The organism is Albidovulum sediminicola (genome assembly GCF_025751575.1).
GTDB lineage: Bacteria > Pseudomonadota > Alphaproteobacteria > Rhodobacterales > Rhodobacteraceae > Albidovulum > Albidovulum sediminicola.
In genome coordinates this window covers 112837-138945 of the sequence record NZ_JAOWLA010000013.1, presented here as the reverse complement: position 1 = coordinate 138945, position 26109 = coordinate 112837, and the positions used below count along the sequence as shown (strand labels likewise).

Genomic DNA, 26109 nt, shown 5'->3' with positions numbered 1-26109 from the left:
GGCAGGAACGGCTTCAGACGCTTCATCTGCGCCTCCGACAGCCAGTATAGGTTGCTCATTAAACAGGTCTCCTTGCGGAGCCTGAATCATGCCAAAAGCCTGAAATCAATGGGTCGGGAGCCTAGAAAAGCGCCTCAGCTCTCCGAAAAACTCTGACGACGGACAGCACCCAGTGGCGCACCGTGGCCGACCAGATCCGGCCCAAGGCGCCGAAGCTTGCGGCACTGATGGACGAGGCCGAACACGACGTGATGGCCTACATGTCCTTTCCCAAGGAACACCGCGCCAAGTTGCACTCGACCAACCCCATCGAACGCCTGAACGGCGAAATCAAGCGGCGCACCGACGTCGTCGGTATCTTCGCGAACGATGACGCCATCGTCCGCCTGGTCGGTGCGTTGCTGCTGGAACAAAATGATGAATGGGCCGTCCAACGCGCCCGCTACATGACACTGGAAACCATCGCACCAATGGGTGATGATCCCGCCATCAGCTTGCCCGCCGCGGCATCCTGATCAAGCAGGCTCACGCCGGACATCTCCGTGACGATCAGAGCCAGCTACACCACGCCATGGGGCACTATCCGAGGCGCCTCAAATCCTGGCAAACCTGATCCCCTCCAACGCAGGCCGACTTCACCTTCCCACAGGTCCGCAAGGTTGATTGTATGCCAGCCAGTTGCCAGGGTGGCTGGAGAGTTAGCGGTTTGACCGATGTTGCTACCCCCAAGAACCGGCGATCGGTGTCATCATCCAAGCCGATGGGAGACACCGGCTAGCGACCATCCCGTCGCCCTACCGCGCCAAAACGACCTCGAAGATCGCGCCCTGCCCCTCGGAGGTGCACGTCGCGGTTCCATCATGTGCCAGCGCCACGTCGCTGACGATGGCAAGTCCAAGCCCACAGCCCCGGGACTGGTCGTTGTCCAGCCGGAAGAAGCGGTCGAAGATGCGCGCGCGCATGTCCTCGGGAATGCCGGGACCATCGTCCGCGAAGCGCATCAGAACCGAACCGGGCGAGAAGGCGAGGGATACATCCAGCCGCCCGCCGGGGCGCAACGCGTATTTGGCGGCATTGTCGAGCAGGTTTGTTACCATCTCCTCGACCAGCACCGGGTCACATTCGACCTGGCGCTCTGCCCCGGTGACGCTGAAGGTCACATCGACATCGCGCCGAAGCTGCGCCTCGGCGAAGGCGCGCACCTTGTCGCGGAGCAGCGTCACGAGGTCGACCGTCTGGACGAATTCCTTGAGGCTGCGCCCGCGCACCCGCTCCAGCGACAGAAGCTGCGATGTCAGGCGGCTTGTCGCGCGCGCGCTCTCGAACAGGCCGGCGACACGGGCGCGCAGTTCCGCCTCGGTCTGGGCGCTGATCGCGGCTTCGGCCTGGCTTTGGATGGCGGCGACGGGATTGCGCATCTGGTGCGCGGCGTCCGAAATGAAGCCGTCGCGCAGCGCGAACGCCTTTGCGAGGCGCGAGAAGAGCGAGTTCGTCGTCTGCACGAGCGGGCGCAGTTCGGGCGGCACCCAGCGGCGGATCGGGCGCAGATCGTCGGCGCTGCGCTGGCCAATCGCCTCTCGCAGATCCAGCAGCGGCTTCAACCCCAGCTGGATACCGAACCACAAGATCAGCGCGGCGGTCAGGATCATCGACCCCAGGAGGAGGATCGACTGCGCCACCAACTCGCGCGACAGGGCCGAACGCTGGGAGACCGTCTGCCAGACCTCGACCGTCACCCAGCCGCCGAATTGCGGCTCGCTGATGAACTCGCGCAGCACCACCGCGCGGACCTGGCTCCCCGACGACCGGCTGTCGAAGAAGACAGGCTCCCCGCCCTCGATCTGTGCCCCGGGCGGCAGGTTGGGCGGGTCGGAATAGCCGGTCACGAAGCTGCCGCCCGGCCCGGTGATCCGGTAATAGACCGGGTCGCCCAGGGCTTTGGTCAGTTCGTCGAGCAGGGTCTCCGTCAGCACATCACCTTCCGAAAGCACCACATCGCGCGAGATCGTCAGCGCGACCGCCAGCAGGGTGTTGTCGTAAAGCTCGCGCGAAAGCTGGATCGCCGCCTCGTAACGCGCGAAGGACGCCGCCGCCGCCACCGCGATCAGCGGCACCATCAGGAGCGCGAACAGCCGGCCGCGTAGCGATAGCCGGACCAGCATCAATCGGCGTCCAACATGTAGCCCAGCCCACGCGCGGTGTGGATCTTTGCCCCGCTGCCGTCGATCTTGCGCCGGAGCCGTGACACCAGCAGCTCGACCGCATTGCCCTCGACCGGCGCGCCAGTGCCATAAAGCGCGTCGGCGATCCTGTCCTTCGCGATAAGACGGCCGCGATTGGCCAGCAGCAGCTCGAAAAGCGCTAGCTCCCGCCGTGGCAGGTCGAGGATGCGCCCGTCGGCCTGGACGACGCGCTGTTCCCGGTCGTAGACCAGCTGTCCGACCGACTCGTAAACCGGGGCGACGCGCGGAAGGCGACGCGCGAGCGCGCGCAGTCGCGCCACCAGTTCCTCCATGTCGAAGGGCTTGACCAGGTAGTCGTCGGCCCCGGCATCCAGACCTTCAACGCGCTCCGAGGTCTTGCCCCGCGCGGTCAGAATCAGAACCGGCGTGGTGTCGCCCCGCCCGCGCAGGCGGCGGATGATCTCGATCCCGGACAGTCCGGGCAGGTTGACGTCGATGACGGCCACATCCGCGGTATTTCCGGTCAGGAAGCTGTCAGCGGCCAAGCCATCATCCAGATGGTCCACTGCATGCCCTTGATCTTTCAAGGCATTCTCGATGCCTTTGGCAAGGTTCAGGTGATCTTCCACCAGGATAATATGCATCAGACGCCTTTTTGAGCTCCGGACAGCTTCTGGACAGGAACAGCGGCTATGTTCCCCATCAAGCCGGTCTTGGGAGCAGAAATCAAGAACGGCAACGCGCCATGACGCTCTGGAGGGGCGCCTGGCGTGCTGGCGAAACCTGGGAGGACATGATGAACACCACCTTCACCATCACGCGCCGCGTGGCGCTCAAAATCGCGGCCGGGGCGGTCGCGCTTGGCCTGGCGGGACCCGCCGCCGCCGAAACGGATTTCTCGGGCAAGACGATCGAGTGGATCATTCCGTTCTCTGCCGGTGGCGGATCGGATACCTGGGCGCGATTCAACGCGCCGCTGCTGTCGAAATACCTGCCGGGCAACCCGGTGGTCGTCGTGGTGAACGAACCGGGTGGCGGCTCGACCAAGGGCACGAACCTGTTCGCCGCGCGCGCCAAGCCCGATGGGCTGACCATCCTTGGCACTTCGGGCTCGACCCAGTTCCCCTACCTCCTGGGCGATCCGCGCGTGCGCTATGAATACAAGGACTGGAAGATCGCAATGGCCAGCCCCACCGGCGGTGTCGTCTATTCCTCGCCCGAGCTTGGGCTGAAGGGGCCGGAAGACATTGCGAACCTCAAGGACAAGGACCTGGTCTACGCGAGCCAGGGCGCAACCTCGCTTGACCTCGTGCCGCTGCTGGGCTTCCGCATGATGGGCTTCAACGTGCAGCATGTCTTCGGCTTCAAGGGTCGGGGCGATGGCCGTCTTGCCTTCGAACGCGGGGAGGTCAACATCGACTACCAGACCTCGTCGGCCTATCTCAAGAACGTGCAGCCGCTGGTCGATGCGGGCCAGGCCGTGCCGCTGTTCAGCTGGGGCGTTCTGAACGAAGCGGGCGATGTGGTCCGCGATCCGACCTTCCCGGACCTGCCGTCCTTCCCCGAAGCCTATCAGATGCTGACCGGCAACGCACCCTCGGGCCCTGATTACGACGCCTATTTCGCCTTCTTCACCGCAGGTTTCCCGGCGCAGAAGATGGTGTTCCTGCCCAAGGATACGTCCGACGACATCGTCGCCACCTATCAGAAGGCGTTCGAGGACATGAAGGCCGACCCCGAATACCAGGCCAACGCGGAAGCCGTGCTCGGCACCTACGAGCAGGTGACCGGTCCCCTGGCGCAGGCGCTCTTCGAAAAGGGCACCACCATCGCGCCTGAGCTGCGCAAGCAGGTCGTCGACATGCTGGCGGACCAATACGGCGTGAAGCTCGGCGAGTAACAATCGCCTATCCGGCGGGCGCACCAGACCGCGCCCGCCTACCTTTCCCCCAAAAATCTGACCCGTCGCCACCGGGCGACCAACACGGGAGGTTCCTACCGTGGTCGAGACCCTTTTGTCCGCCCTTGGCGCCCTGCTGACCTTCGATCACCTGCTCTACATGCTGATTGGTGTGTCCGTGGGCCTGGTGATCGGCGTGATCCCCGGGCTCGGCGGTATTGCCGGTTTGTCGCTGCTCATGCCGTTTCTTTATGGGATGGATGAAGTCGCGGCACTGGCGATGCTCATTGGCCTTGTCGCCGTGATCCCGACCTCCGACACATTCTCCTCGGTGCTGATGGGCATTCCCGGATCGTCGGCAAGCCAAGCAACGGTACTCGATGGATTTCCGCTTGCCCGGCAGGGGCAGGCGGCGCGCGCCCTTTCGGCGGCCTTCATCTCATCGATGGCGGGGGGGATTTTTGGTGCGGTCGTGCTGACCGGCTTCGTGGTCGTGGCACGGCCGATCATCCTGTCCTTCGCCTCGGCCGAGCTGTTCATGCTGGCGCTCTTCGGCCTTTCCATGGTGGCGGTGCTGGCAGGACGCAGCCTTGCCAAGGGGCTGGCAGCGTGCTGCCTGGGGCTGATCATCGGCTCGATCGGGGGCGCACCCGCGACGGGCGAGTTTCGCATGATCTTCGGGTTCGAATACCTGTACGATGGCATTCCGCTGGTCATCGTCGGCCTTGGCTTCTTCGCAATCCCCGAGATCGCGGACCTGCTGCGCAAGAACTCGGCCATCGCTTCGGGCAATGCGCTGGGGTCGGGTTGGTTCCAGGGGTTTCGCGACTGGTGGCGCAACCTCTGGCTGTCCATGCGCTGCGCGGGTCTGGGCTGCATCATCGGCGCGATACCTGGCCTTGGCGGGTCGGTCGTGGACTGGATCGCCTACGGCCATGCCGTACAGACGGTGAAGAAGGACCCGCAATTCGGCCAGGGTGACATCCGTGGCGTCATCGCGCCCGAAAGCGCCAACAACGCGATGCAGGGCGGCGCCCTGCTGCCGACGATGCTGTTCGGCATTCCCGGCTCCGGCGCGATGGCGGTGTTCCTGGGCGGGATGGTGCTTCTGGGCATCCAGCCGGGTCCCTCGATGGTCGGCGCGGACCTGAACATCACCTATTCGGTTATCTGGTCGCTGGCGCTGGCCAACGTGATGGGCGCGGGTATCTGCCTGGCGCTTGCCATCCCGATCTCGCGTCTGACGCAGATCCCGTTCCAGCGCCTGGCGCCTTTCATGATCGTGCTGATCTGCTTTGCCGCATTCCAGGCGACGCGGTCGCTCGCGGACCTCGTGGCGCTGCTGGCCCTGGGCGTCCTCGGTGTGCTGATGAAGCGCTTCGGCTGGCCGCGTCCGGCGTTGCTGATCGGCTATGTCCTGGCCCCTCAGGCCGAGACCTATTTCTACCAGGCGCTGCAGTTCAATGGCTGGTCGTTCCTCGGCCGCCCCGGGGTGATCATCATCGGGCTGATGACGCTGGCCTCGGTCTTCTTCGGGCTGCGCAATCGCGTGGACGAACATGGCCAGGTCGTGCCGAACCAGGACGACGCCCCCGACGTTCCCACGCTCAAGGCACACCTGCCGCAGATCGGCTTTGCCGTCGCGATGGCCGGGCTGCTCGTCATCGCGCTGACCGACGCGCTCAAGCACGATTTCCTTGGGAAGGTGTTTCCGCTGTCGGTCTCGATCGCGGGGCTGGCGATGCTGCTGGTCCTGATCCCGCAACTGGTGCGCGGCAAGACCGGGCACCACGCCCATTTCGATGGCGAGTTGACCGGCGAACATGTCGGACAGGACGGTATCGGCACGCTCTGGGGTGGGCTTTTCTGGATCGGGGGGCTGGTCGGGCTGACCGCGCTGATCGGCTTCTATGCGGCCCTTCTGGCGTTCTTCCCGGTGTTCCTCATCGTCCGGGCCAAGGCCGGACCGGTGGCCGTCGCCCTGATGACCGCCGGGGCCGCCGGCTTCATCCTGACGCTTGCCTGGGCGCTGTCGCTGAACTTCCCTTCGGGCGCGCTACAGGACCTGCTCGATCTGCCCTGGCCCTTCCGCTGAAGGGCCAGGACGATGGAGCTTCTGGTTCTTGAGGGCGATGGCATCGGCCCCGAGATCACCGCGGCGACCCTTTCGGTTCTGAATGCGGCGGCTGCACGCTTCGCCCTTCCGCTAAAGCTGCGCCGGGCCGAGATCGGCTTTGCCGCACTCGCCAGACACGGCACCACGATCCCGCCCGCGGTGATCGCGGCGGCGCGGGCGGCGGATGGCGTGATCCTGGGCCCGGTGTCGCACAACGCCTATCCGCCGGTCGCGGAAGGCGGGCTCAACCCCTCGGGCGTGCTGCGCCGCGAGCTTGAACTTTACGCCAATATCAGGCCCGCCCGGTCGCGGCCCGGCACGCCCCGGCCCGTCACAGCCGAGATCGACCTGGTGATCGTGCGCGAGAACCTTGAGGGGTTCTATGCCGATCGCAACATGGCCTCAGGCTCCGGCGAGTTTCTGGTTGAACCCGACGTCGCCATTGCCATGCGCAAGATCACCGCGCGCGGCAGTGCGCGCATTGCCAGCGCAGCCTTCGCGCTTGCGGCGACCCGTCCGCGCGCGCGGGTGACAACGATCCACAAGGCCAATGTTCTGCGGATATCCGACGGGCTTTTCCTGTCCGAGGTGCGCAAGGTCGCGGCACGTTATCCTCAGGTCGCCCATGAGGAGGTGCTGGTCGATGCCGCCGCCGCGCATCTGGTGCGCAACCCCTCGCGCTTCGACGTGATGCTGGCGACCAACATGTTCGGCGACATCCTGTCGGATCTGGCGTCCGAGCTGTCCGGCGGGCTGGGGCTTGCGGCCTCGCTCAACCTCGGCACGAAACGGGCGGTGGCGCAGGCGCAGCACGGCTCGGCTCCGGAACTCGCCGGGCAGGACCGGGCCAATCCCGCCGCGCTGATCGGATCGGCGGCGATGCTGCTTCGCCAGCTGGGCGCAGCCGAAGCGGCGCAGGCGATCGAGACCACGCTGGATACCGCGCTTTCCCGACCCGAAACCCGCACCCCCGACCTGGGCGGCGCGCTTGGCACGGCCGCCTTCGGCGCGCGGCTGGCCGAAATGATCAGAGAGTTTTGACCATGACCCAGACCGCCATCCCCTTTCACTTCCTGCGCGGCGGCACCTCGCGTGGCCCCTATTTCCGCCGCGAGGACCTGCCCGAGGACCGCGAGACGCTTGCGCGCGTGCTCGCCGCCGCCTTGGGTTCGGGGCACAAGCTGAACATCGACGGCCTCGGCGGCGGGGCGGCGGTAACGACCAAGGTCGCGATGCTGTCACGCTCGGGCACCGACGGTTGCGACATCGACTACTTCTTCGCGCAAGTCAGCGTCGAGGACGGGCTGGTCGATTTCAAGCCTACCTGTGGCAACATCCTGTCGGGCGTCGGCCCTGCGGCGCTGGAGATGGGACTGATCGCCCCGCAGGGAGAGCTCACGCGCGTCCGCATCCGGTCGGTCAACACCGGCGCCAAGGTCGAGGCCGTGGTGCGCACCCCCGGCGGGCAGGTCGATTATGCGGGCGAGGCCGCGATCGACGGTGTGCCGGGCACCGCCGCGCCGATCTATCTGAACTTCATGGACGTGGTCGGCTCGGCGACTGGATCCCTTTTGCCCACAGGAACCCTGCGCGATGTGATCGACGGGATCGAGATTACCTGCATGGACGTGGCGATGCCCATCGCCATCGCGCGTGCGTCCGATTTTGGCCTGACCGGCTATGAGACGGTCGAGGAACTGGACGCCAACCGCGCCTTCTACGCCCGGATGGAACCGATCCGGCAAGAGGCGGGCCGGCGCATGGGGATGGGCGACGTGTCGCAATCGGTCACGCCCAAGTTTGCCCTGCTCGCCCCGCCGCGAGACGGCGGCACGATCACGGCGCGCTATTTCATGCCGCGGAACTGCCACCCGACCATGGCGGTGACCGGGGCGCAATGCCTGGCCTCTTGCGTGTTGACCCCCGGCACGGTGGCCGAGGGGCTTTTCACCGCACCCGAAGGCGCGCCGGCTCTGGTCTTGATCGAACACCCCGGAGGGGTCATTGATGTGACCATCGACTACGAGATCGGCCCCGAAGGCTTCATCCTGAAGTCAGCCGGGCTCTTGCGCACGGCACGGCTTCTGGCGCGCGGGGAGGTCATGGTGCCGAGGGCGATCTGGGGCGGCAAATGAAGGTCCACATCCTTGACGACTGGTTCGACACTTTGCGAACTCTTCCGTGTTTCGCGAAACTGAGCGGCCACGAGGTCACCGTCTGGACCGATCACGAACCCGACCCGGCGCGCCTGGCGGAAAGGGTGCGGGACGCCGAAGCGCTGGTGCTGTTTCGCGAACGCACGCGCATCGGCGCGGACCTGCTGGACCGCCTGCCCAACCTTCGGCTGATCAGCCAGCGCAGCGTCTATCCGCATGTCGATGTGCCGGCCTGCACCCGCAACAGCGTTCTGCTCTGTTCGAACATGCATAGCGATACGCCCTCCTATGCCGCTGCGGAACTGACACTGGCGCTGATGCTGGCCAGCTTTCGCCAGATACCGGAGCAAGTCGGGTCGATCCGTCGGGGGGACTGGCAGATGGGGGTCGGCCGGACCCTGCGGGGGCGGACGCTGGGCCTTTATGGATACGGGCGGATCGCGCGGGCGGTAGAGACCTATGCCACCGCACTGGGGATGCGCGTCCAGTGGTGGGGGTCCGAGGCAGGGCGCGCCCGCGCCCGAGCCGACGGCAAGAACGTCCCGGAGAGCCGCGAGGCGTTCTTTGGCTCCTCCGACATCGTCAGCCTGCATGTGCGCCTGAAACCGGAAACCAAGGGGATCATCACCGCGGCCGATCTTGCGGCCATGCACCCGCGAAGCCTGCTGGTGAACACCTCCCGCTCCGGGCTGATCGCGCCTTCGGTCCTTGAGGCGGAGATCGCGCGCGGGCGCATTCATGCGGCGGTCGATGTCTTTGACACCGAACCCCAGCGCGACACGGACAACCTTTTACTGACCCATCCCAACGTCTTGCCGACGCCGCACATCGGTTATGTGACCGAAGACGAGTTCGACCTTCAGTTCAGCGACATCTTCGACCAGGTCAACGCCTATGCCACCGGCTCGCCGATCCACATGATCAACCCCGAGGTCTGGGGGTAAAGATCCGCGCCGCGACCGGCGCCCCCATGATCACCACCACGATCCGCGTCAGGTGGTGAAGGATCACGAAGCCCAGATCGGCCCCGGCGACCAGCGCAAGCACCGTCATTTCCGCCTGCCCGCCGGGGGCGAAGGCCAGGAACCCCTCGATCGGATGCGCAAGCCCGCTAAGCGTGACGATCTCGGTGAAGACCGCCGCCAGCGCCGCCAGCAGGACCACGAAGGCAAGCCCCGACAGGATGAAGCTGCGCAATTCGCGCATCGTGACGCCGACATACTGCACGCCGATGCCAAGACCGATGAAGACCTGCGCGGCCCAGATCGCCTCGGCCGGCGGGCGCGAATGGATCAGCCCCGCCAGCGACAACGCTGCGGTCACGATCATCGGCCCGAGGATCGAGGCTCCGAAGAGGCCGATCCGCTCGGCGCCTTTCCAGCCGATCACCGCCGCCGCCGCCATCAGCGCCAGTTCCGTCACCGGAAGATCGCGCGCCGGGGCGCCCACGGCCCCGATCAGGTCCGCACCGTAAAGCCCGGTCAGGATCATCGGGGCAAGGGTGACGATGACCAGCACCCGCGTCGCGTGGATCAGCGCCAGTGCCCGCCCGTCACCACCGGCCTCGGTGCCGAAGATGACCATGTCCTGAAGACCGCCCGGCATTGCCGCGTACCAGGCCGTGACGGGGTCGTAGCCCAGGCGACGGAAGAACGGCACCCCGACAAGGCCGATCAGCACGACATAGACCGGGATCAACGCGACGCTTCCGGCCATCTGCGGGATGCGCCCGACGACCTCGGGCGTGATCGAGGCGCCGACGGCAACGCCCAGGACCGTGCGCGCCAGCACCGAGATCGTGCCCATCCCCTTCAGCCGCGCCCCGGCCAGCGCCGCGATCAGGCAGGCCGCCATGGGGCCGAACAGGAACGGCAGCGGCAGGCGCAGCAGGTGGAAAACCGCCACGCCCGCCAGCGCAAGCGCCAAGGTCACGAGGCGCCGCATCGTCGTTCCCGTCGTTGGGATAAGGGTCACGTCGAGTCTCCTTGTGCACTCATGTATGCAAATGTATACATGTGGACACAATAATGGCAAGTGAGTCTCCGAATGGCTGAAGACACCGATATCCCGCAGGGCCAGGGCGCCTATCGGCGCCTGCTAGAGGAGATCCGCAGCGGGGCGCTCGCACCCGGCGCGCGGCTGCGCGAAATCGACCTGGCCGAGCGGCTGGGCATCAGCCGCACCCCCGTGCGCGAGGCAATCCGCCAGCTTGAGGCAGACGGGCTGGTAACGCACCTGCCGCGGCAGGGGGCGACGATCCGCAGCCTTGATTACGCCGAGGTGGTCGAGCTTTACGAGATGCGCGCCGTGTTGGAAGGCACAGCCGCGCGGCTGGCGGCGCGGGCGGCCTCTGACATCGAGCTTGCCGAACTGGCTGCCCTCAATGCCGAGTTGGCCCAAACATCGGCGGGCGCGCAGGCGCGTGAGATCAACCGCGTCTTTCACCGCACCTTGATCGAGGCCGCGCGCAACCGCTTCCTGATCAAGGCGATGAGCGCGCTGCAAAAGACGCTCCTGATCCTTGGCCCTACCACCCTGGCCGAACCCGCCCGTGCCCAGGCGGCGGTCCTGGAACATGAGGCGGTTCTGAGCGCGCTGGTCGCGCGCGATGGGGCCCGGGCCGAAGCCGCGATGCGCGCGCATGTCGAGGCGGCACTTTCCGCCCGTATCCGCGGCATGCGCAGCCGCGAACTGCCGCTGGAGGACGAAGCGTGACGGACTGGCCCAAAACATTCGATCTGGTCGTGGTCGGCGGCGGGAATGCGGCGCTTTGTGCCGCGATCACGGCGGCCGAAGCCGGGGCCAGCGTCCTCATTCTGGAAAGCGCGCCGATAGCCTATCGCGGTGGAAACAGCCGCCACACGCGGAACTTCCGCTGCATGCACAAGGGGCCGGCCTCCCCTTTGACCGGGTGCTACGAGGAAGAGGAATATCTGCAAGACCTGATGCTGGTCACCAAGGGCAAGACCGACGAAGGGCTGGCCCGGCTGGCGATCCGGTCATCGGAAGACTGTCTGCCCTGGATGAAGGCCCATGGGGTGCGATTCCAGCCGTCGCTTTCGGGCACGCTGTCGCTGTCGCGCACCAATGCCTTCTTCCTCGGTGGCGGCAAGGCGCTCGTGAATGCCTATTACAATACGGCCGAGGATCTGGGCGTGAAGGTCGCCTACGAAGCCCAGGTGACCCATGTCCACCGCCAGGGCGACCGTATCAGCCATGTCGAAGCCGAGATTCAGGGCAGGCCCCGCACCATCAAGGCCCGCGCTTTCGTGCTGGCCTCGGGCGGATTTCAGGCCGACATCGACTGGCTCGCCCGCGCCTGGGGGCCTGCGGCGCGCAACTTCCTGATCCGGGGCACGCCCTACAATCGCGGTGTCGTGCTGCGCGACATGCTGGATCAGGGTGCCGCCTCGGTCGGCGATCCGACGCAATGCCATGCGGTCGCGATCGACGGGCGGGCGCCGAAATACGACGGTGGGATCGTCACCCGGCTGGATTGCGTGCCCTTTTCCATCGTTCTGAACAACGACGGCCAGCGCTTCTATGACGAGGGCGAGGATGTCTGGCCCAAGCGCTACGCGATCTGGGGCCGCCTTGTCGCCGCCCAGCCCGATCAGGTGGGCTATGCGCTGATCGACGCGAAGTCGATCGACCTGTTCATGCCCTCGGTGTTCCCGCCGGTGACGGCCGAAACGATCGAGGGTCTGGCATCGAAGCTGGGCCTGGACCCCAAGGCGGTGCGCCGCACGGTGGAGGGTTTCAACGCCGCCTGCCGGCCCGGACGGTTCCATCCGACCGAGCTTGACGGGCTGGCCACCGAGGGGCTGGAGGTGCCCAAGACCAACTGGGCGCGTCCGCTCGATACCCCGCCCTATTACGGCTATCAGCTGCGCCCCGGCGTGACCTTCACCTATCTCGGATTGAAGGTTGACGCACGCGCGCAGGTCCATGGCGCAGAGGGCCCGATCCGGAACCTGTGGGCAGCGGGCGAGATCATGGCCGGCTCGATCCTTGGCCAAGGCTACCTGGCCGGCTTCGGCATGACCATCGGAACCGTGTTTGGACGTATCGCAGGCAAGGAGGCCGCCGCCCATGTCGCTTGACACCACACCGATCCTGTTGTCCGCGACGGAAGAGGCCCGCCGTCAGATCGAGATCTGCAATGCCTGCCGCTATTGCGAGGGGTTCTGCGCCGTGTTTCCGGCGATGACCCGGCAAAAGGCCTTTGCCGACGGCGACCTGACCCAGCTGGCGAACCTGTGCCACAACTGCCGGGGCTGCTACTATGCCTGCCAGTATACGGAGCCCCATGAATTCGCGCTGAACATCCCCGCGATCCTGGCCGAAGTGCGGGTCGAAAGCTGGGAACGGCTGGCGCGGCCGCAGCGCCTTGCGCGGGTGTTCCAGACCCATGGCGTCGCCATGGCGGGCCTCTTGGTGGTGGTGCTGGCCTGGGTCTTCTGGGCGGCGAGCGTACTGCGCCCCGACGCGGGATCGGGTTTCTATGCCTATCTCGCGCACAACACACTGGTTGCGATCTTTGTCCCGGCCTTCGTGCTGCCCCTGGTCCTGATCGCGGTATCGGTTCGCGACTACTGGCGCGAGGTGGACGGCGGGCGGGTGCGGCTTGCCCAGGTCCTGAGCGCCCTCGGCAGCGCCCTGCGCATGAAGAACCTGTCGGGCGGTCATGGTGAGGGCTGCAACTTCGAACGCGGTGACCGTTTCAGCGATCGCCGTCGGGTCTACCACCAATTGACGATGTACGGCTTCCTGCTCTGCTTCGCCGCGACCACGGTTGCGACGGTGATGCACTATCTCTTGGGGCTTGAGGCGCCCTACCCCCTGCTCTCGCCGCCCAAGCTGCTGGGCGTGCCGGGAGGGTTGATGATGGTGGCAGGCGCCGCGGGCCTGGCCTGGCTGAAGCTGCGCGCGGACCGCAGCCTGGGCGCGGCGCGCGTCTGGGGCGCAGAGATGGCCTTCGTGCTGCTTCTGGGCGCGGTGGCGCTGAGCGGGCTTGCGCTTTACGGCGCGGCGGGCTCCTCGCTGGTCATGCCGCTGCTGGCGGTCCACCTCGCGACCGTCATGGTGCTGTTCCTGCTGATGCCTTTTTCCAAGATGGTGCATGGCTTCTACCGCCTAGCCGCGCTGGTGGCCGAGGCGGGCAAACCCGCCCCGACGGCAGGGGGCGAATAGCCCCCTGCCCGGCCACGTCCCCATCCGCGCGTCAGGTCTGCCAGATGCCTGAGCTTCGCAGGTTCGGCGCGCACGTCATGAACGCGTCCTCGACCAGCGCAAGGATCCGGTCGGAGCGCTTTCGCCGGTGGTGGAACAGGCAGACCTTACGAGAGTAGCTGGGCAAGAGCCGGATCGCCAGAACACGGTCACTTTCGATTTCGTCGTAGAATGCGCTGCGCGCAAAGGCGCCGAAGCCGACACCGCTTGCCTGGCGTGCCCCTATCGGGTGGTCGGGGTTGGTTGTTAGTGCATCGTGGGCCTCTGCTCCATCTGGACGATGCTCTCCGGCGCGGGCGGGCGGTAGCCCAATGCGCTGTGCGGCCCGACGGTATTGTAGTGGATCCGCCAATGCTCGATCACGATTTGGGCCCCCCGCAGGCTGGAGAAGATTTCACCGTTGAGCAGTTCGTCCCGGAGCCGGGCGTTGAAGCTTTCGCAGTAACCGTTCTGCCAAGGCGATCCGGGCTCGATGTATGCCGTCTTGGCCCCGACGGCGGCGATCCAGTCTCGCACCTTCTGCGCAATGAATTCCGGGCCGTTTTCCGATCAGATGTATTCCGGCTGGCCGCGCAGGATGAACAGGTCGGTGAGCGCATCCAGCACATCGGTTGAGTTGAGTTTGCGATCGGCGCGGATCATGCGCGCCTGCCTCGTGTATTCATCGATGATGTTGAGCGTCCGACAGACCCTGCCATCAGCAGTACGATCCTGAACGAAGTCGTATGACCAGACGTGGTTCGGACGCTCCGGCCTGAGACGCACGCACGATCCGCCGTTCAGCCAGAGCCACCCTTTCTTCCTCTGCTTCTGCGGCACTTTCAGCCCTTCGCGTCGCCAGATGCGTTCGACCCGTTTGTGGTTCACATGCCAGCCCGCGTTGTTCAGCAAGCCGGTGACCATGCGACAACCGTAGTGCCCATACTTGTCGGCCAACTCGATGATATCATCGCTCAGGCGCTCCTCATCGGGCCATCCGAGCGACAGCTTGCGCTGCGTGGACCGGTGCTGCCCGAGGGCGCGACAGGCGCGGCGCTCCGATACGCCAAGCTCGTGCCGCACATGATCGATGCACTTGCGGCGACGCGAAGGGCTCAGAAGTCTCGCTGACGCGGGCCTTCGGTTCCCCGCGCCGCCTCGGTCAGGATGAGCTTGTCCAGGGTCAGCTCGGACACAGCCCGCCGCAGCCGCTGGTTCTCTTTCTCAAGCTCTTTCAACCGAGCAAGCTGGGACCGCCCCATCCCGCCATATCGCTTTCGCCACCTGTAGAACGGCTGTTGCGTCACGTCGATCCGGCGCACTGCACCCGCAATCGTCATGCCCTGTCCCTGCAACACTTCAACCTGCCGAAGCTTCATCACAATGTCTTCGGGCTTCTCTCGCTTTCCAGCCAGCGCCGATCCGCCAAAATGCGGGATAAATCTATCCCAAGTGGCGGACCATTTTCAGGGGGCTACTCCAGCCAGAAGCGAGGAATACCGCCCCGCGCCCTGATGCGGGACGGTTCGAGGTGCAGGCGAAGGAGGAAATGAAACGACCGGACGGACCCGGCGCATGGAAACCCTGGCTTCTATAAAGGCCCATGAGGCCGACCATTTGTTGAGGGGCATGCTTCGCAGATTACCCGTTTGGGCGCGCCACCATCGACCGGCGACGCCGGATAGATGTCAGAACCCGTCACGCTCGATGACCGCCTCGAAACGCTTTCATAAGGGGAGCCGTCCATAGATGTAGAACATCGCGTCACTCACACCGACAGCGCGACAGGCGTCCGTACATCGTTGCCGTCTGCAAGCTTCCGCTCGATCTCACGCGGAAGCTTCAGGATGTCTTCGTCCGAATGCCGTTTCCGAGCCATTCCAAGTCCCCCTTCATCGGCCATGCTAATGGCCCAGTTCCAGGGGCGGGAAGGACACCTCCTGTTTGGCGTGAGGCTGTCGGCAGGTGCGACAAGGCGAACATCGAAAGAAACTTTCGTGCCGGAACAAGGACTAAGCGACGGCGCGCTACGCCAATGAGAACAAACACTCGCAATCGCCAGTACGATGACCTATTTAGAGCGGGCATCTCTATTTTTCGAACCTGTTCCTTCTGGCTCAGCTTTGGACTTTCAGCTTTGCCAAGCCGCCACATCCCGTGGGCGGCGCTCATGTAAGGAATAACACGATGGCCACTGGCACCGTGAAATGGTTCAACTCCACCAAAGGCTTCGGCTTCATCGCCCCTGAGGGCGGCAGCAAGGATGTGTTTGTTCACATCACCGCACTCGAACGCGCGGGCATCCAGCACCTGAAAGATGGTCAGGCTGTCAGCTTCGACGTCGAATCTGACCGCAATGGCCGCGAGTCGGCTACGAACCTTAAGCTCGCCTGAGGGCATCCCTCAGGTAGCACTCGGGAAGGTGGCAATCGGGCCGCCTTCCCTACGCCTTTCCCGGCGCCGTCCCGCACGCGCGCTGGATGAATCATATGTAAGAAACTGAACATGATAGAAATCAACTGGGGATCGCCACTATGCTTTGTGGTGTCGCCCGAGGGTGATGTGCAAAAGTTTAGCACAATCGAACAGGTTCGCTACTGGTTGCGTAAGCGCTGGCCGGTTTCGGACGACACACGCGTAACAGCCTTGACCAAGATCGAGGCCGCCATGGACTGCATCGGCTCGGTCGGCGCCGCCAGACGCGCCTTCATTGCCGCGGCCCGATCGGCGGGCTTCGTTCCTGAAAGCCTGGTCGCACAGTCACACCGTCGACCAATCACGTGATCCGCTCGGCACCTTGTCAGGGCTCACGGGCCAATCCGGGAATATCAGCACTGCCCTACAAGGAAGCCAAACGATGAAACGACCGCTCCCTAGCAGCAAGGCCCGCGAAGATGACAGCGGCGCGGCGCCGAAGCCGGAAACCAAGGCACAACCGCCAGCCCGGGAACCGCGTCAGTCAATCTTTGATACTTCCTACGCCCCTGAGGGCAAGGAGTTGCGAAAAGCCTGGTCCCGCTTGCAACGCAGGAAATAGCGCAGCCGATCTTCGCTAACGCGAATGGTTGAGCTACTCCCCCGTTCCCTGGACAGTTTCCGGGTTGATTTAAGCTACTGCCTGCCCCTGCTGGTCGGTTTCGATCTGGATGAAGTAGACCACGGCGGGCGGCTGTCCGCTATGGGCGGCGTGAGGCCACTGGTGGTTGGAGAGGCCTAACCATCAAACGGGACAACTCGATGGGGGAATGCCAACCGGCATATCCCTTGATGCTCAGGCCTCCCAGGTGATCGCGCCGGCGCAGAGTGTCAAAGCGGCCCGCGTTTTTCCGATCTCGTTTACTTCAAGTGCTTCGAGATCATGATCCATGACGACGATATCGGCCTGCATGCCCGGCTTCAGGCGACCCAGGCGGGTTTCGTCAAACGCGGCATAGGCGCCGCCTGCTGTATATCCGTAAAGCGCCTCTTCCAGCGAAAGACGGTTGTCCGGGCAGGCCTCTGTCCAGCGTTGCCGGGTCATCGCTGCCATGACGCCGCGCATCGGGTTGATGTCGGACACAGGCCAGTCAGAGGCAAAGACTATCGGAACACCCGCATTGGCGAGTGCCCGAACCGGAAATGCGTGGGGCCAGCGCGCCTCGCCCACTTTGGCGCGCCATGGGTCAAATGGAAAGTCCATTGCGCCCGGAACGTGCGGCGGCTGCATGGAGGCGACAACACCGAGCTCTTTGAAACGATGAAGATCGTCGGGGTGCAGCAACTCGATATGTTCAATACGGTGGCGGCTGTCACGGGCACCATTCGCGTCGCGGGCGGCTTCGTAGCCGTCAAGCACCCGTCGGACCGCGCCGTCGCCTATGGCGTGAACGCTCATTTGTAGTCCGCGCCTGTCAGCCTCGGTCACGGCAGCGCTGAACCTCTCGGCTGAGTGCAGCGGGCCGCCGCGCCAGCCGGGGGCATCGCTATACTCGTCGACGAGAACCGCGGTGCCGCTGTCGACAACACCGTCCATGAACATTTTCACCCGGCCGGACCGAAGCAATTCGGACTGGTAATTTTCGTGCATCCAGCTGGCGTCTTCGAGGGTCGACAGGGATTTTTCCGGTGTCAGGTGAAACGGAACCTGAATGCGGCAGATCAATTCCCCGCGCTCTTCCAGCGTGTGCAGCAGGTCAAGCTGGTAGCGGTTCCCGTCCATATTGTGCAGGCTGGTGAAACCGAAAGAGGCGCAATAGGCCAACCCCTCTTTCATGACCCGCATGTCATCTTCGCGCTGCGCGTCGGTTGGTGCGACTTCCGGTTCGATGCCGAACATGCCCAGCACTTCGCGCCCGCCGGAATTGCGCAATGCCATCACAGGGTCGATGGCCGAGAGTTCGCGCAGCTCGCCGGTGGCGGTACCGTCCGGCCCCATCATGACCTCATGGCCTTCCGGCATCTCGCGCCCATGCAGCAGGCCTGCGCGTTGCAGCGCAATAGTGTTGGCCCAGGCGGTGTGATGGTCACTCGCAAAACAAAGCACCGGGCGTTCGCTGAGCACCTCGTCGAGCATCTGGCGTGGGTAGGCTTCGGTACTGACCAGAAGGCTGTAATCGGTTGCCTTGCAGATCAGCAGCGTTGCGTTCGGATTTTCAGCGGCATAGCGGTGCAGCTTTGAGCGGAGCGCGTCGAGCGTTTTCACCCCACCAAGCTGCAGATACCGAAGCCCGAATGCTCCACCAAAGAGGTGCATATGTCCCTCGACCAGCCCGGGCAGGACTGTTCGGCCGCATGCATCGACGCGCCGTGTGCGGGGGCCCGCAAGCGCCGCAATATCCGTATTGGACCCGAGCGCCAGAATTGTCTTGCCTGAGATGGCAATAGCCTCGGCCCGGGGATGGGCAGGATCCATCGTCAGAATTCTGGCGTTTTCGATTATGATATCAGCTTGCGTCATCGGCAATCCGTTTGGCTTTGAGGGTTGGAACTGCGAGAAAATCGTCGGTGAAGATCATTCGCGCCAAGGGCTCGAGCTTTGTGTGCAGATCAATCTGGTGCTGTGCCAGGCTTGCGCCATCATCCTTGATCAGACGGAAAAAGGCAGCGTTCCAGACGTCATAGAACAGTTGCGCCAATTGCAGCGGGCTGGCGGCGCCGCCCGAGCGCAGCTTCAAGTCATAGAGATCGAAGAAATCTGCAATCAGGTGCATCAGCTCATGCTCCACGATCGCATATTCACGCGCGAGCTCGCTTCTCGGCCGACGAATTGACGCCGCTTCGGCATAACGCCAGATCCGCTTCGACGCGATCCGCAGCGAACCATCTGCACAGCGCGAAAACAGATCGACGAGCATCGTGGGAAAATCGGCATCGCCCCGCACTATGGTCGTCAGGTCGAATTCGCGGCTCTTCTGTGCGCCCTCGGTAATCAGGGCGATGAGGATGCCGTCTTTCCCTCCGAAGTAGTTGAATATCGTCGGAGAGGAGATGCCGACGGCCTCGGCGATCTCGGCAATGGTCGTCGCGTTGATCCCCTTCTCAGCAAAAAGCGCGGAAGCGGCAGAGAGGATCTCCTGCCGCCGTCGCGTCTTCTTTCGCGACCGCAAGCCGGAGTCAGAGTCGGACGCGCTCTGACTTGGCGGAGATGGCAAGGACTGCTGTGGTTGAGAAATTTTTAACATCATAAATTTTTTTATTAACACAAATTTTCTTGTCAATACCAATCGCACCGATGAAATGGATTTTGCCTGCACTCGGAGGGGCAGATGCCCCGCCTGGCACGGGCCGAAGCATCGAACGCCGTTCCGCACTCCCACGTGCGCGGACACTAACCGGGCAGACATGCATCAATCGTTTGCGCCCCAATCAAGCGTTACGGCGGCAACACTGAGCAGCTCTGACTACGAAGAGCTGCGCACCCAATATCGCCACCTAATTCCCACCACGGAATTCGAACTTGAACGCAGTTTTGAATGGCTACAAGGCAGCGCGCTGGCACGTTCAAGTCTAGGGTCAGGCCCCACAGCGCGATCGGATACAACGTCCCGATCGCCCTGCCTTATCCCGACGGCGCAGCCAGCCCGTCATCGTGAAATAGCCGGTAAATTCCAGCTTCCGGCGATCCAAGGTTGGGGCTCGGAGCAACTCCCCGGAAAACTCTATCTTCGGCCGGTCCAATGTTGGGGTGCAGAGCACTACGGTCGCGCTCCCTTAAAACGGGGAGGATTACCGTCTGGCTGACCGTTTTGTCATGAAACCTTCACTGGACAGACTCTGATATTTCCGTAAATCAGGAAATATGGAACAGACATTAGCCACCCAAGCCTTCGCGACGCTCGGACATCCCGGGCGGCTGGCGGTTTTTCGGCTACTCATGCGCTTTGCGCCCGGGGGCGTCCGCCCGACCGAGATGGCGCAGGCGCTGCAGATCCGGCAGAACACGCTTTCCCATCATCTGGCCGACCTGGTTGCATCCGGCCTTGTTCAGGTCGAGCGGCGGGGGCGAAGCCTTTACCACGCCGTGGATCTTGCGGCGACGGAACGCTTGATCGGATACCTCGCGCTTGATGTCGGCCGGGCGCGGCCCGAACTGCTTGCGCCGCTCCAGGGTCCAGACGGCGGGCCTGCCGCCACGGAGCGCGGGGGCTACAGCGTGCTGTTCGTTTGCACCGGAAACTCTGCCCGCTCGATCTTCGCGGAGGCTTTGCTGCGCGACCTCGGGCAGGGCAGGTTCCGGGCGTACTCGGCCGGAGTGCGGCCGAACACGGCGCCGCATCCCCTGGCGCTCGATGTGCTGCGCCGGCACGGCCACGACATCACGGGCCTGCGCGCCAAGCATGTGTCCGAGTTTCAGGGCGCTGGCGCGCCAGCGATGGATTTCGTCTTCACGGTCTGCGACAACGCCGCCGCCGAGGAGTGCCCGCCCTGGCACGGCCAGCCGATCGCCGGCCACTGGGGCCTGCCGGACCCGGCGAAGGCCGATGGTACGAGGGCCGAGCGCGCGCTGGTCTTTGCCGACACCTACGCCGCGCTGCGCCGCAGGATCGCGGCCTTCGCCGAACTGCCCGTCGCGAGCCTCGACCGCCTCGCGCTTCAATCAAGCGTCGATGCCATCGGCAAAGCCCCCCTGACCGTCCCGAAAGGCTGACCCATGACCCGAATTGCTGTGAACGGCCTTGGCCGTATCGGAAAGCTCGTGCTGCGCGACCTGATCGACACGGGGGCGGGCGGCGAAATCGTGCTCCTGAACGACCCCGTGGGCGACGCTGAGCAGCACGCGCTGTGGATGGAGTTCGACAGCGTCCACGGCCGCTGGCGCACGCCCGTCGGCCATGCGGAGGGCGCGCTGGTCCTGGACGGCCGCCCCATCTGCCTGACGCATGAAAAGGCGATCGAGGCGTTGCCGCTGGCCGAACTGGGCGTGGACGTCGTCATCGACTGCACCGGGGTCTTCAAGACCGCGGCGAAGGTCGCGCCCTATTACGCGGCGGGGGTGAAGACGGTCGTGGTCAGCGCGCCGGTCAAGGATGGCGGCGCCTTGAACCTCGTCTACGGCGTCAATCACCAGCTTTACGACGGTAGCCAAAGGCTTGTCACCGCGGCCTCTTGCACCACGAATTGCCTGGCCCCGGTGGTCAAGGTGATCCACGAAGGCCTGGGCATACGCCACGGGTCGATGACGACGATCCATGACGTGACCAACACCCAGACCATCGTCGATAGGCCCGCCAAGGACATGCGGCGCGCGCGCTCCGCCCTGATGAACCTGATCCCGACGAGCACCGGCAGCGCCACGGCGATCACGCTCATCTATCCCGAACTGAAGGGGCGGTTGAATGGCCATGCGGTCCGCGTGCCGCTTCTCAACGCCTCGCTGACCGACTGCGTCTTCGAGGTCGAGCGCGCGACGAGCGTGGAGGAGGTCAACGCGCTTTTCCGCGCCGCAGCCGAAGGACCGCTGAAAGGAGTTCTGGGGTTCGAGACGCGGCCGCTCGTGTCGTGCGACTTCACCAACGATCCGCGCTCCTCCATCATTGATGGGCCATCGACCATGGTCATCAACGGCACGCAGGTGAAGATCTACGCCTGGTACGACAACGAATGGGGCTATGCCTGCCGCCTGGCGGACATCGCGCGCATGGTCGCGAGGGCGATGTGAGCGAAGCCGTCCCGCACAATCCGGTCCGTGCCTATGCCGCCGTGACCGCGGCCTACTGGGCCTTCATGCTGTCTGACGGCGCGCTCAGGATGCTGGTCCTGCTGCATTTCAACACGCTCGGCTTTTCACCCGTGGCGCTTGCCTGGCTCTTCCTGCTTTACGAGGTCGCTGGCGTTGGCACCAACCTGGTGGCGGGTTGGCTGGCCCAGCGTTTCGGCCTGGCCGCCACGCTTTACGGCGGGCTTGGCTTGCAGATCGGCGCGCTGGCCGCACTGGCGCAGCTTGATCCGGGCTGGGGCCTTGGCGCGTCGGTCGCCTTCGTGATGGCGGTTCAGGGCGTGTCGGGCGTGGCCAAGGACCTGGCCAAGATGTCCTCGAAATCGGCAGTCAAGCTTCTTGCGCCCGCTGAGGATGGGGGGCTTTTCCACTGGGTCGCGGCGTTGACCGGATCGAAGAACGCGGTCAAGGGCGCGGGCTTCTTCCTCGGCGCGGCGCTTCTTGGGGTGGCGGGGTTCCATGTGGCGGTCTGGGGCATGGCGGCGGTGCTGGCCGCGATCCTTCTGGCGGTCGCGCTCTTCCTGCCGCCGGGCCTGCCGGGCCGAATGAAGGCCGAGGCCAAGTGGGGCGGCTGGCGGTCACGGGACGCGCGGGTCAATCGGCTGAGCCTCGCGCGGATGTTCCTGTTCGGCGCGCGCGATGTCTGGTTCGTCGTCGGCATCCCGGTCTATTTCCACGCAGTCCTGTCGGACGGCACGGCGGAGGGACGGCGCAGCGCCTTCTTCCTCGTCGGCGGTTTCATGGCGCTCTGGATCATTGCCTACGGCGCGGTGCAGGCGCTGGCCCCACGGCTTCTGGACGCCCGCCGGCGCGGCGAGGCGGCGATGACCGCCGATGCGATCCGCTGGTCGGGGGCGCTGGTTCCCATCCCCTTCGCGCTTGCGCTTGCGGCGTGGGCCGCAGGCGGGCCTGCGCCCTGGCTGACGGTGCTGCTGGTCGCGGGCCTCTTGCTCTTCGGCTTTGTCTTCGCGGTCAATTCCTCGCTCCATTCCTACCTGATCCTGGCCTTTGGCTCGGCCGAGCGCATTACCCGCGACGTGGGCTTCTACTACATGGCGAATGCCGCCGGACGGCTGATCGGAACGCTGCTATCTGGCCTTAGCTACCAGGTCGGGGGGCTCGGCCTATGTCTGGCGACTGCGGGGTTCATGGCAGCGGCAAGCTGGCTTGCGGCGCGCAGGCTGGTTACGGTTTAATCGGGGCAGGCCGAGCAGAAGGGAGCGCATCGTAACAATGATCGACACGGACAAGGAGATCGGCCGCACCGCTGCGGGACTGGCCGACAGGGTGCTTGCCCTTCCGCGCAAGGACGCGCGGCTGATGGTCGCCGTGGCGGGGCCGCCGGGCTCGGGCAAATCGACACTGGCCGAACAGGTCGTGGCCGGCCTCGTGGCACGCGGCGCCGCGGCGGTCCTCATGCCGATGGACGGCTTCCATCTCGACAACCGGCTGCTGGAGCCACGCGGGCTGCTGCCACGCAAGGGCGCGCCGGAGACCTTCGACTTCCACGGTTTCGCCCATGCCCTCAACCGGGTGCGGAATGAACCCTCGGTCATCCTTCCGGTCTTCGACCGCGACCGGGAAATCGCCATCGCCGGTGCCGCCGAAATCCGGCCAGAGACCCGGATCGTGGTGGCCGAAGGCAACTACCTGCTTCTGGATGAGGACCCTTGGCGCGCGCTGGCCCCGCTTTGGGATCTGAGCGTTTTTCTCAGCGTGCCGGTGGAAGAGCTTGAACGGCGGCTGGTCGGGCGCTGGCTGGCGCACGGGTTCGCGCCCGAAGCCGCGCGGGCCAAGGCGCTCGGCAACGATCTTCCCAATGCGGAACGGGTCATGCGCGCCGCCAGGCGCGCCGACATCGTGATCAACTGGCCGGGCTGAGCGCGGCGAATAGGCCTGCGGCGGCATGCCCGCGGTGATGCTTGCTCAAAGCACCGGCCGGGCGTCGCCATGGGTCAAAAACAGTTGCGGCGCGGCGGCCTCATACTGCAGCGCGGCCTGGAATACCCGCAGGTCGTCGAAGGTCGGGCCGACGATCTGGATGCCTGTCGGAATGCCGTTCCGGTCGCGGCCCGAGGGAACCGACATCACAGGGCAGTAGTGCAGCATGTTGAACGGGTGGGTCAGGACCCAGCCGTATTCGGCATCCACCACCTGCCCATCGACCTCGAAGCTTGCCGATAGCGGGTCATGGTCGGCGCGCACCGCGCCCACGGCAAGGGTAGGGCAGATCAGGATGTCATAGCTCTCGAAAAGGCGCCCGATCACCTGGTACATCTGATGCTGCACCTCCCAGGACCGGGCGACGTCGTCTGGATCAAGGCGGGCCGCCGCGTCGGCCGCCGCAGTGGCGTAGGATGTCAGCAGATCGCGATGTTCGCGCGCCGACCAAAGCGGCTGGCGCCCGAAATGCATCGCCGTGTACCAGCGCATCGAAGCCTCGTCGACGCGCGTGTCCCAGCCGATCTGCACTTCCTCGACCGTGCAACCGGTGGCTCGGAAGACGTCCAGAGCGCGCAGGGTGTTTTCGCGCACCTCGGGATCTATCCGCACATAGCCCAGGTCCATGGACCAGGCGACGCGCAGGGGGCGGGGGGTGACGGTCTCCGGCAGGATCAGCTTTTCGCGCAGGCTGTCGTGGTCGCGCGGATGCGGCCCCGAGATGACGTTCTGCATAAGGGCGGTGTCGGCCACGTCGCGGCTGAGTACGCCGCAGTGATTGTAGCGGTCGAAGTTGGCGGGCGGCCCGTCGGGGTTGCGCCCATGCGGCGCCTTGAACCCCACGAGGCCGCAGGCGCTCGCCGGGATGCGGATCGAACCGCCGATGTCGGTGCCCGTCGCGATGGGTGTCATCCCCGCGGCAAGGGCCGCGGCCGACCCGCCCGACGACCCGCCCGGCCCGAAGCGGGAATTGAAGGGGTTGAGCGTCGTGCCCCAGAGCCGCGAGTTGCAGACGGCGGACAGGCAGAACTCAGGCGTGGTGGTGCGGGCATGGAAAATCGCCCCCGCCGCCGCTAGCCGCTCGATCATCGGGTCCGACTGCGCGTCAACGTGATCCTTGAAGACGAGAGATCCCTGTGTCGTCCGCTTCCCGGCAACGCGCTGCGCATCCTTGACCGCGACCGGCAGCCCTTCAAGGCTGCGCGCCCGGCCCTCGCCGTAGGCGATCTCCGCTTGCCGCGCCGCGCTCCGGGCCTCGTCGTAATAGGTGTCGGTATAGGCGTTGATGACCGGATTGACCGCCTCTGCCCGCGCGATCAGCGCGTCGAGATACTCGACCGGCGACAGCTCGCGCCTGCGGAAAAGCGCGAGAACCGCGCGCGCGGAAAGATAGCAGATCTCGCTCATCGTCCCTGTCCGTTCTCTGTCCATGGCGCGGACTTTGCTGCGCGAAGTCGGCTTGCCAGGCCGCAATGCCGACAGCCTATCGGAGCAGGAACGATCGCGGAAGGCGGAGATGCGCGGCTTCAACCCTTTTTCCCGAAGAGCCACGGCAAGCCTCGCGTCGATGACAGGCGGGTGTTGAGCGGCATTATCTTCATTAATCGCAATGGCTTGCGCTGGCGCGACGCGCCGAAGGAATATGGCCCGCCGAAGACGCTTTACAACCGTTGGAAGCTGTGGAGCGACAAAGGTGTCTTCGCCCGGATGATGGATGGCCTTGCCGCCGAGGCAGCCGTTCCCAAGACGGTGATGATCGACGTCGAGCTAGTGGTTCGCCATTGGTCCGAGAACCACTGGCGAGGGTACCTGAAGGCACACCGTACGGCGACCAGCCTGCGGTCGAAAAAGGGGGACCCAGCGACCAGAGGGGTCGTCTGATCGGCCGGATGCGGAGGGGAGCACGAATTGATCCGGGGGATCAATTCGCCCCGCAGCGGGGCGGCGTGAACACCAAGTTGCATGCCGTCACCGACGCTGAGGGCCGCCCGCTCCGCTTCTTCATGACTGCAGGCCAGGTAAGCGACTACACCGGCGCGGCGGCGCTGCTGGGCCGCTTGCCAAAGGCGGAGTGGTTGCTGGCCGACAGGGGTTATGACGCTGACTGGTTCAGGGAAGCGTTGAAAGACAAGGGGATAAAGCCCTGCATTCCCGGCAGGAAGTCGCGCGGCAAACCCATCAAGCATGACAAGCGCCGCTACAAACGCCGCAACCGCATCGAGATCACGTTCGGTCGCCTGAAAGACTGGCGACGGGTCGCAACTCGCTACGACAGATGCCCCAAGGTCTTCCTCTCGGCCGTCGCCCTCGCCGCGACAGTCATGTTCTGGCTATGATGCAAGAACGAGTCCTGATTCTAGCGGAGAGTCCGCAGGTTGATTTCTGGGCCTACGCTGCCCTGACCTGCC

General features: G+C 64.9%; 21 protein-coding genes and 2 pseudogenes. 16 read left to right on the top strand and 7 right to left on the bottom strand.

The genetic code is table 11. The features are described from left to right. Positions 1-170: 170 nt before the first annotated feature. Positions 171-515 (top strand): annotated as a pseudogene (locus OE647_RS14440) (transposase); the annotation flags it as partial. Between the two features lie 279 nt (positions 516-794). On the opposite strand, the gene OE647_RS14435 reads toward OE647_RS14440, so the two are convergent. Together OE647_RS14435 and OE647_RS14430 are read right to left on the bottom strand one after the other, a co-directional pair. Next, entirely contained in the window at positions 795-2162 is a 1368-nt protein-coding gene (locus tag OE647_RS14435) for a sensor histidine kinase (protein ID WP_263722454.1), read from the bottom strand. Continuing rightward, on the bottom strand, positions 2162-2827 hold the full coding sequence (locus OE647_RS14430; protein ID WP_263722453.1) for a response regulator transcription factor: 666 nt from the start codon (positions 2825-2827) through the stop codon (positions 2162-2164). Before OE647_RS14430 ends, OE647_RS14435 begins: the two co-directional genes overlap by 1 nt. Before the next feature lie 152 nt (positions 2828-2979). Here OE647_RS14430 and OE647_RS14425 point away from each other — a divergent pair, with 152 nt between their 5' ends. From OE647_RS14425 to OE647_RS14405, 5 genes are all read left to right on the top strand, one after another. Then, entirely contained in the window at positions 2980-4083 is a 1104-nt protein-coding gene (locus OE647_RS14425) for a tripartite tricarboxylate transporter substrate-binding protein (protein ID WP_263722458.1), read from the top strand. 160 nt (positions 4084-4243) lie between these two features. Further along, the gene (locus OE647_RS14420) at positions 4244-6178 is read left to right on the top strand and encodes a tripartite tricarboxylate transporter permease (protein ID WP_412174960.1); all 1935 of its coding nucleotides are present in this window, start codon (positions 4244-4246) and stop codon (positions 6176-6178) included. 12 nt (positions 6179-6190) lie between these two features. Then, complete coding sequence (locus OE647_RS14415; RefSeq protein WP_263722451.1) at positions 6191-7240, top strand: isocitrate/isopropylmalate dehydrogenase family protein; 1050 nt, start codon at positions 6191-6193, stop codon at positions 7238-7240. A gap of 2 nt (positions 7241-7242) precedes the next feature. Then, positions 7243-8334, top strand: coding sequence for a 4-oxalomesaconate tautomerase (locus OE647_RS14410; RefSeq protein WP_263722450.1), 1092 nt, complete (start codon positions 7243-7245; stop codon positions 8332-8334). Beyond that, on the top strand, positions 8331-9299 hold the full coding sequence (locus tag OE647_RS14405; protein ID WP_263722449.1) for a D-2-hydroxyacid dehydrogenase family protein: 969 nt from the start codon (positions 8331-8333) through the stop codon (positions 9297-9299). Before OE647_RS14410 ends, OE647_RS14405 begins: the two co-directional genes overlap by 4 nt. Here the strand turns inward: OE647_RS14405 and OE647_RS14400 are convergent. Beyond that, on the bottom strand, positions 9277-10299 hold the full coding sequence (locus OE647_RS14400; protein ID WP_263722457.1) for an AbrB family transcriptional regulator: 1023 nt from the start codon (positions 10297-10299) through the stop codon (positions 9277-9279). The genes OE647_RS14405 and OE647_RS14400 overlap by 23 nt on opposite strands. 102 nt (positions 10300-10401) lie before the next feature. Here OE647_RS14400 and OE647_RS14395 point away from each other — a divergent pair, with 102 nt between their 5' ends. Genes OE647_RS14395 through tcuB form a run of 3 tightly spaced genes read left to right on the top strand, consistent with a single transcriptional unit; the run spans position 10402 to position 13548 of the window. Continuing rightward, on the top strand, positions 10402-11070 hold the full coding sequence (locus OE647_RS14395) for a GntR family transcriptional regulator (RefSeq protein ID WP_263722448.1): 669 nt from the start codon (positions 10402-10404) through the stop codon (positions 11068-11070). Next, positions 11067-12458, top strand: a complete 1392-nt coding sequence (gene tcuA, locus OE647_RS14390; protein WP_263722447.1) for an FAD-dependent tricarballylate dehydrogenase TcuA — start codon at positions 11067-11069, stop codon at positions 12456-12458. The genes OE647_RS14395 and tcuA overlap by 4 nt, the downstream gene beginning before the upstream one ends. Beyond that, positions 12448-13548 (top strand): tricarballylate utilization 4Fe-4S protein TcuB, encoded by a 1101-nt coding sequence (tcuB, locus tag OE647_RS14385; protein ID WP_263722446.1) that lies wholly within the window; start codon positions 12448-12450, stop codon positions 13546-13548. Before tcuA ends, tcuB begins: the two co-directional genes overlap by 11 nt. 285 nt (positions 13549-13833) lie before the next feature. Here tcuB and OE647_RS14380 read toward each other — a convergent pair. Continuing rightward, positions 13834-14981: pseudogene (locus OE647_RS14380) on the bottom strand (IS3 family transposase). Between the two features lie 772 nt (positions 14982-15753). Here OE647_RS14380 and OE647_RS14375 point away from each other — a divergent pair. Continuing rightward, positions 15754-15960, top strand: a complete 207-nt coding sequence (locus tag OE647_RS14375; protein WP_263722445.1) for a cold-shock protein — start codon at positions 15754-15756, stop codon at positions 15958-15960. A gap of 111 nt (positions 15961-16071) precedes the next feature. Continuing rightward, a complete protein-coding gene (locus OE647_RS14370; protein WP_263722444.1) occupies positions 16072-16350 on the top strand; it encodes a DUF982 domain-containing protein in 279 nt (92 codons plus the stop codon). A gap of 487 nt (positions 16351-16837) precedes the next feature. Here OE647_RS14370 and OE647_RS14365 read toward each other — a convergent pair whose 3' ends face one another. Both OE647_RS14365 and OE647_RS14360 read right to left on the bottom strand, forming a co-directional pair. Then, the gene (locus tag OE647_RS14365) at positions 16838-18502 is read right to left on the bottom strand and encodes an amidohydrolase (RefSeq protein ID WP_263722443.1); all 1665 of its coding nucleotides are present in this window, start codon (positions 18500-18502) and stop codon (positions 16838-16840) included. Next, positions 18489-19226, bottom strand: a complete 738-nt coding sequence (locus OE647_RS14360; RefSeq protein WP_263722442.1) for a TetR/AcrR family transcriptional regulator — start codon at positions 19224-19226, stop codon at positions 18489-18491. Before OE647_RS14360 ends, OE647_RS14365 begins: the two co-directional genes overlap by 14 nt. A 617-nt stretch (positions 19227-19843) precedes the next feature. On the opposite strand from OE647_RS14360, the gene OE647_RS14355 reads away from it, so the two are divergent. From OE647_RS14355 to OE647_RS14340, 4 genes are read left to right on the top strand one after another with little or no spacing between them, the layout of a single operon-like run. Further along, positions 19844-20692 carry an arsenate reductase/protein-tyrosine-phosphatase family protein gene (locus OE647_RS14355; RefSeq protein ID WP_263722441.1) on the top strand — a complete coding sequence of 283 codons (849 nt, stop codon included), beginning with the start codon at positions 19844-19846 and terminating at the stop codon, positions 20690-20692. A gap of 3 nt (positions 20693-20695) precedes the next feature. After that, complete coding sequence (locus OE647_RS14350) at positions 20696-21703, top strand: ArsJ-associated glyceraldehyde-3-phosphate dehydrogenase (protein WP_263722440.1); 1008 nt, start codon at positions 20696-20698, stop codon at positions 21701-21703. Then, positions 21700-22956, top strand: a complete 1257-nt coding sequence (gene arsJ, locus OE647_RS14345) for an organoarsenical effux MFS transporter ArsJ (protein WP_263722439.1) — start codon at positions 21700-21702, stop codon at positions 22954-22956. The genes OE647_RS14350 and arsJ overlap by 4 nt, the downstream gene beginning before the upstream one ends. A 37-nt stretch (positions 22957-22993) precedes the next feature. Then, the gene (locus tag OE647_RS14340) at positions 22994-23641 is read left to right on the top strand and encodes a nucleoside triphosphate hydrolase (RefSeq protein ID WP_263722438.1); all 648 of its coding nucleotides are present in this window, start codon (positions 22994-22996) and stop codon (positions 23639-23641) included. 45 nt (positions 23642-23686) lie between these two features. Here the strand turns inward: OE647_RS14340 and OE647_RS14335 are convergent, their stop codons facing one another. Beyond that, complete coding sequence (locus OE647_RS14335; RefSeq protein WP_263722437.1) at positions 23687-25108, bottom strand: amidase; 1422 nt, start codon at positions 25106-25108, stop codon at positions 23687-23689. 78 nt (positions 25109-25186) lie between these two features. Between OE647_RS14335 and OE647_RS14330 the strand changes: the two genes are divergently transcribed. Beyond that, positions 25187-26037 (top strand): IS5 family transposase gene (locus OE647_RS14330; protein WP_412174959.1). Its coding sequence is split into 2 segments (ribosomal slippage): positions 25187-25544 and positions 25544-26037, totalling 852 coding nucleotides; the frame shifts between segments, so codons are not numbered across the junction. Positions 26038-26109 lie beyond the last annotated feature (72 nt).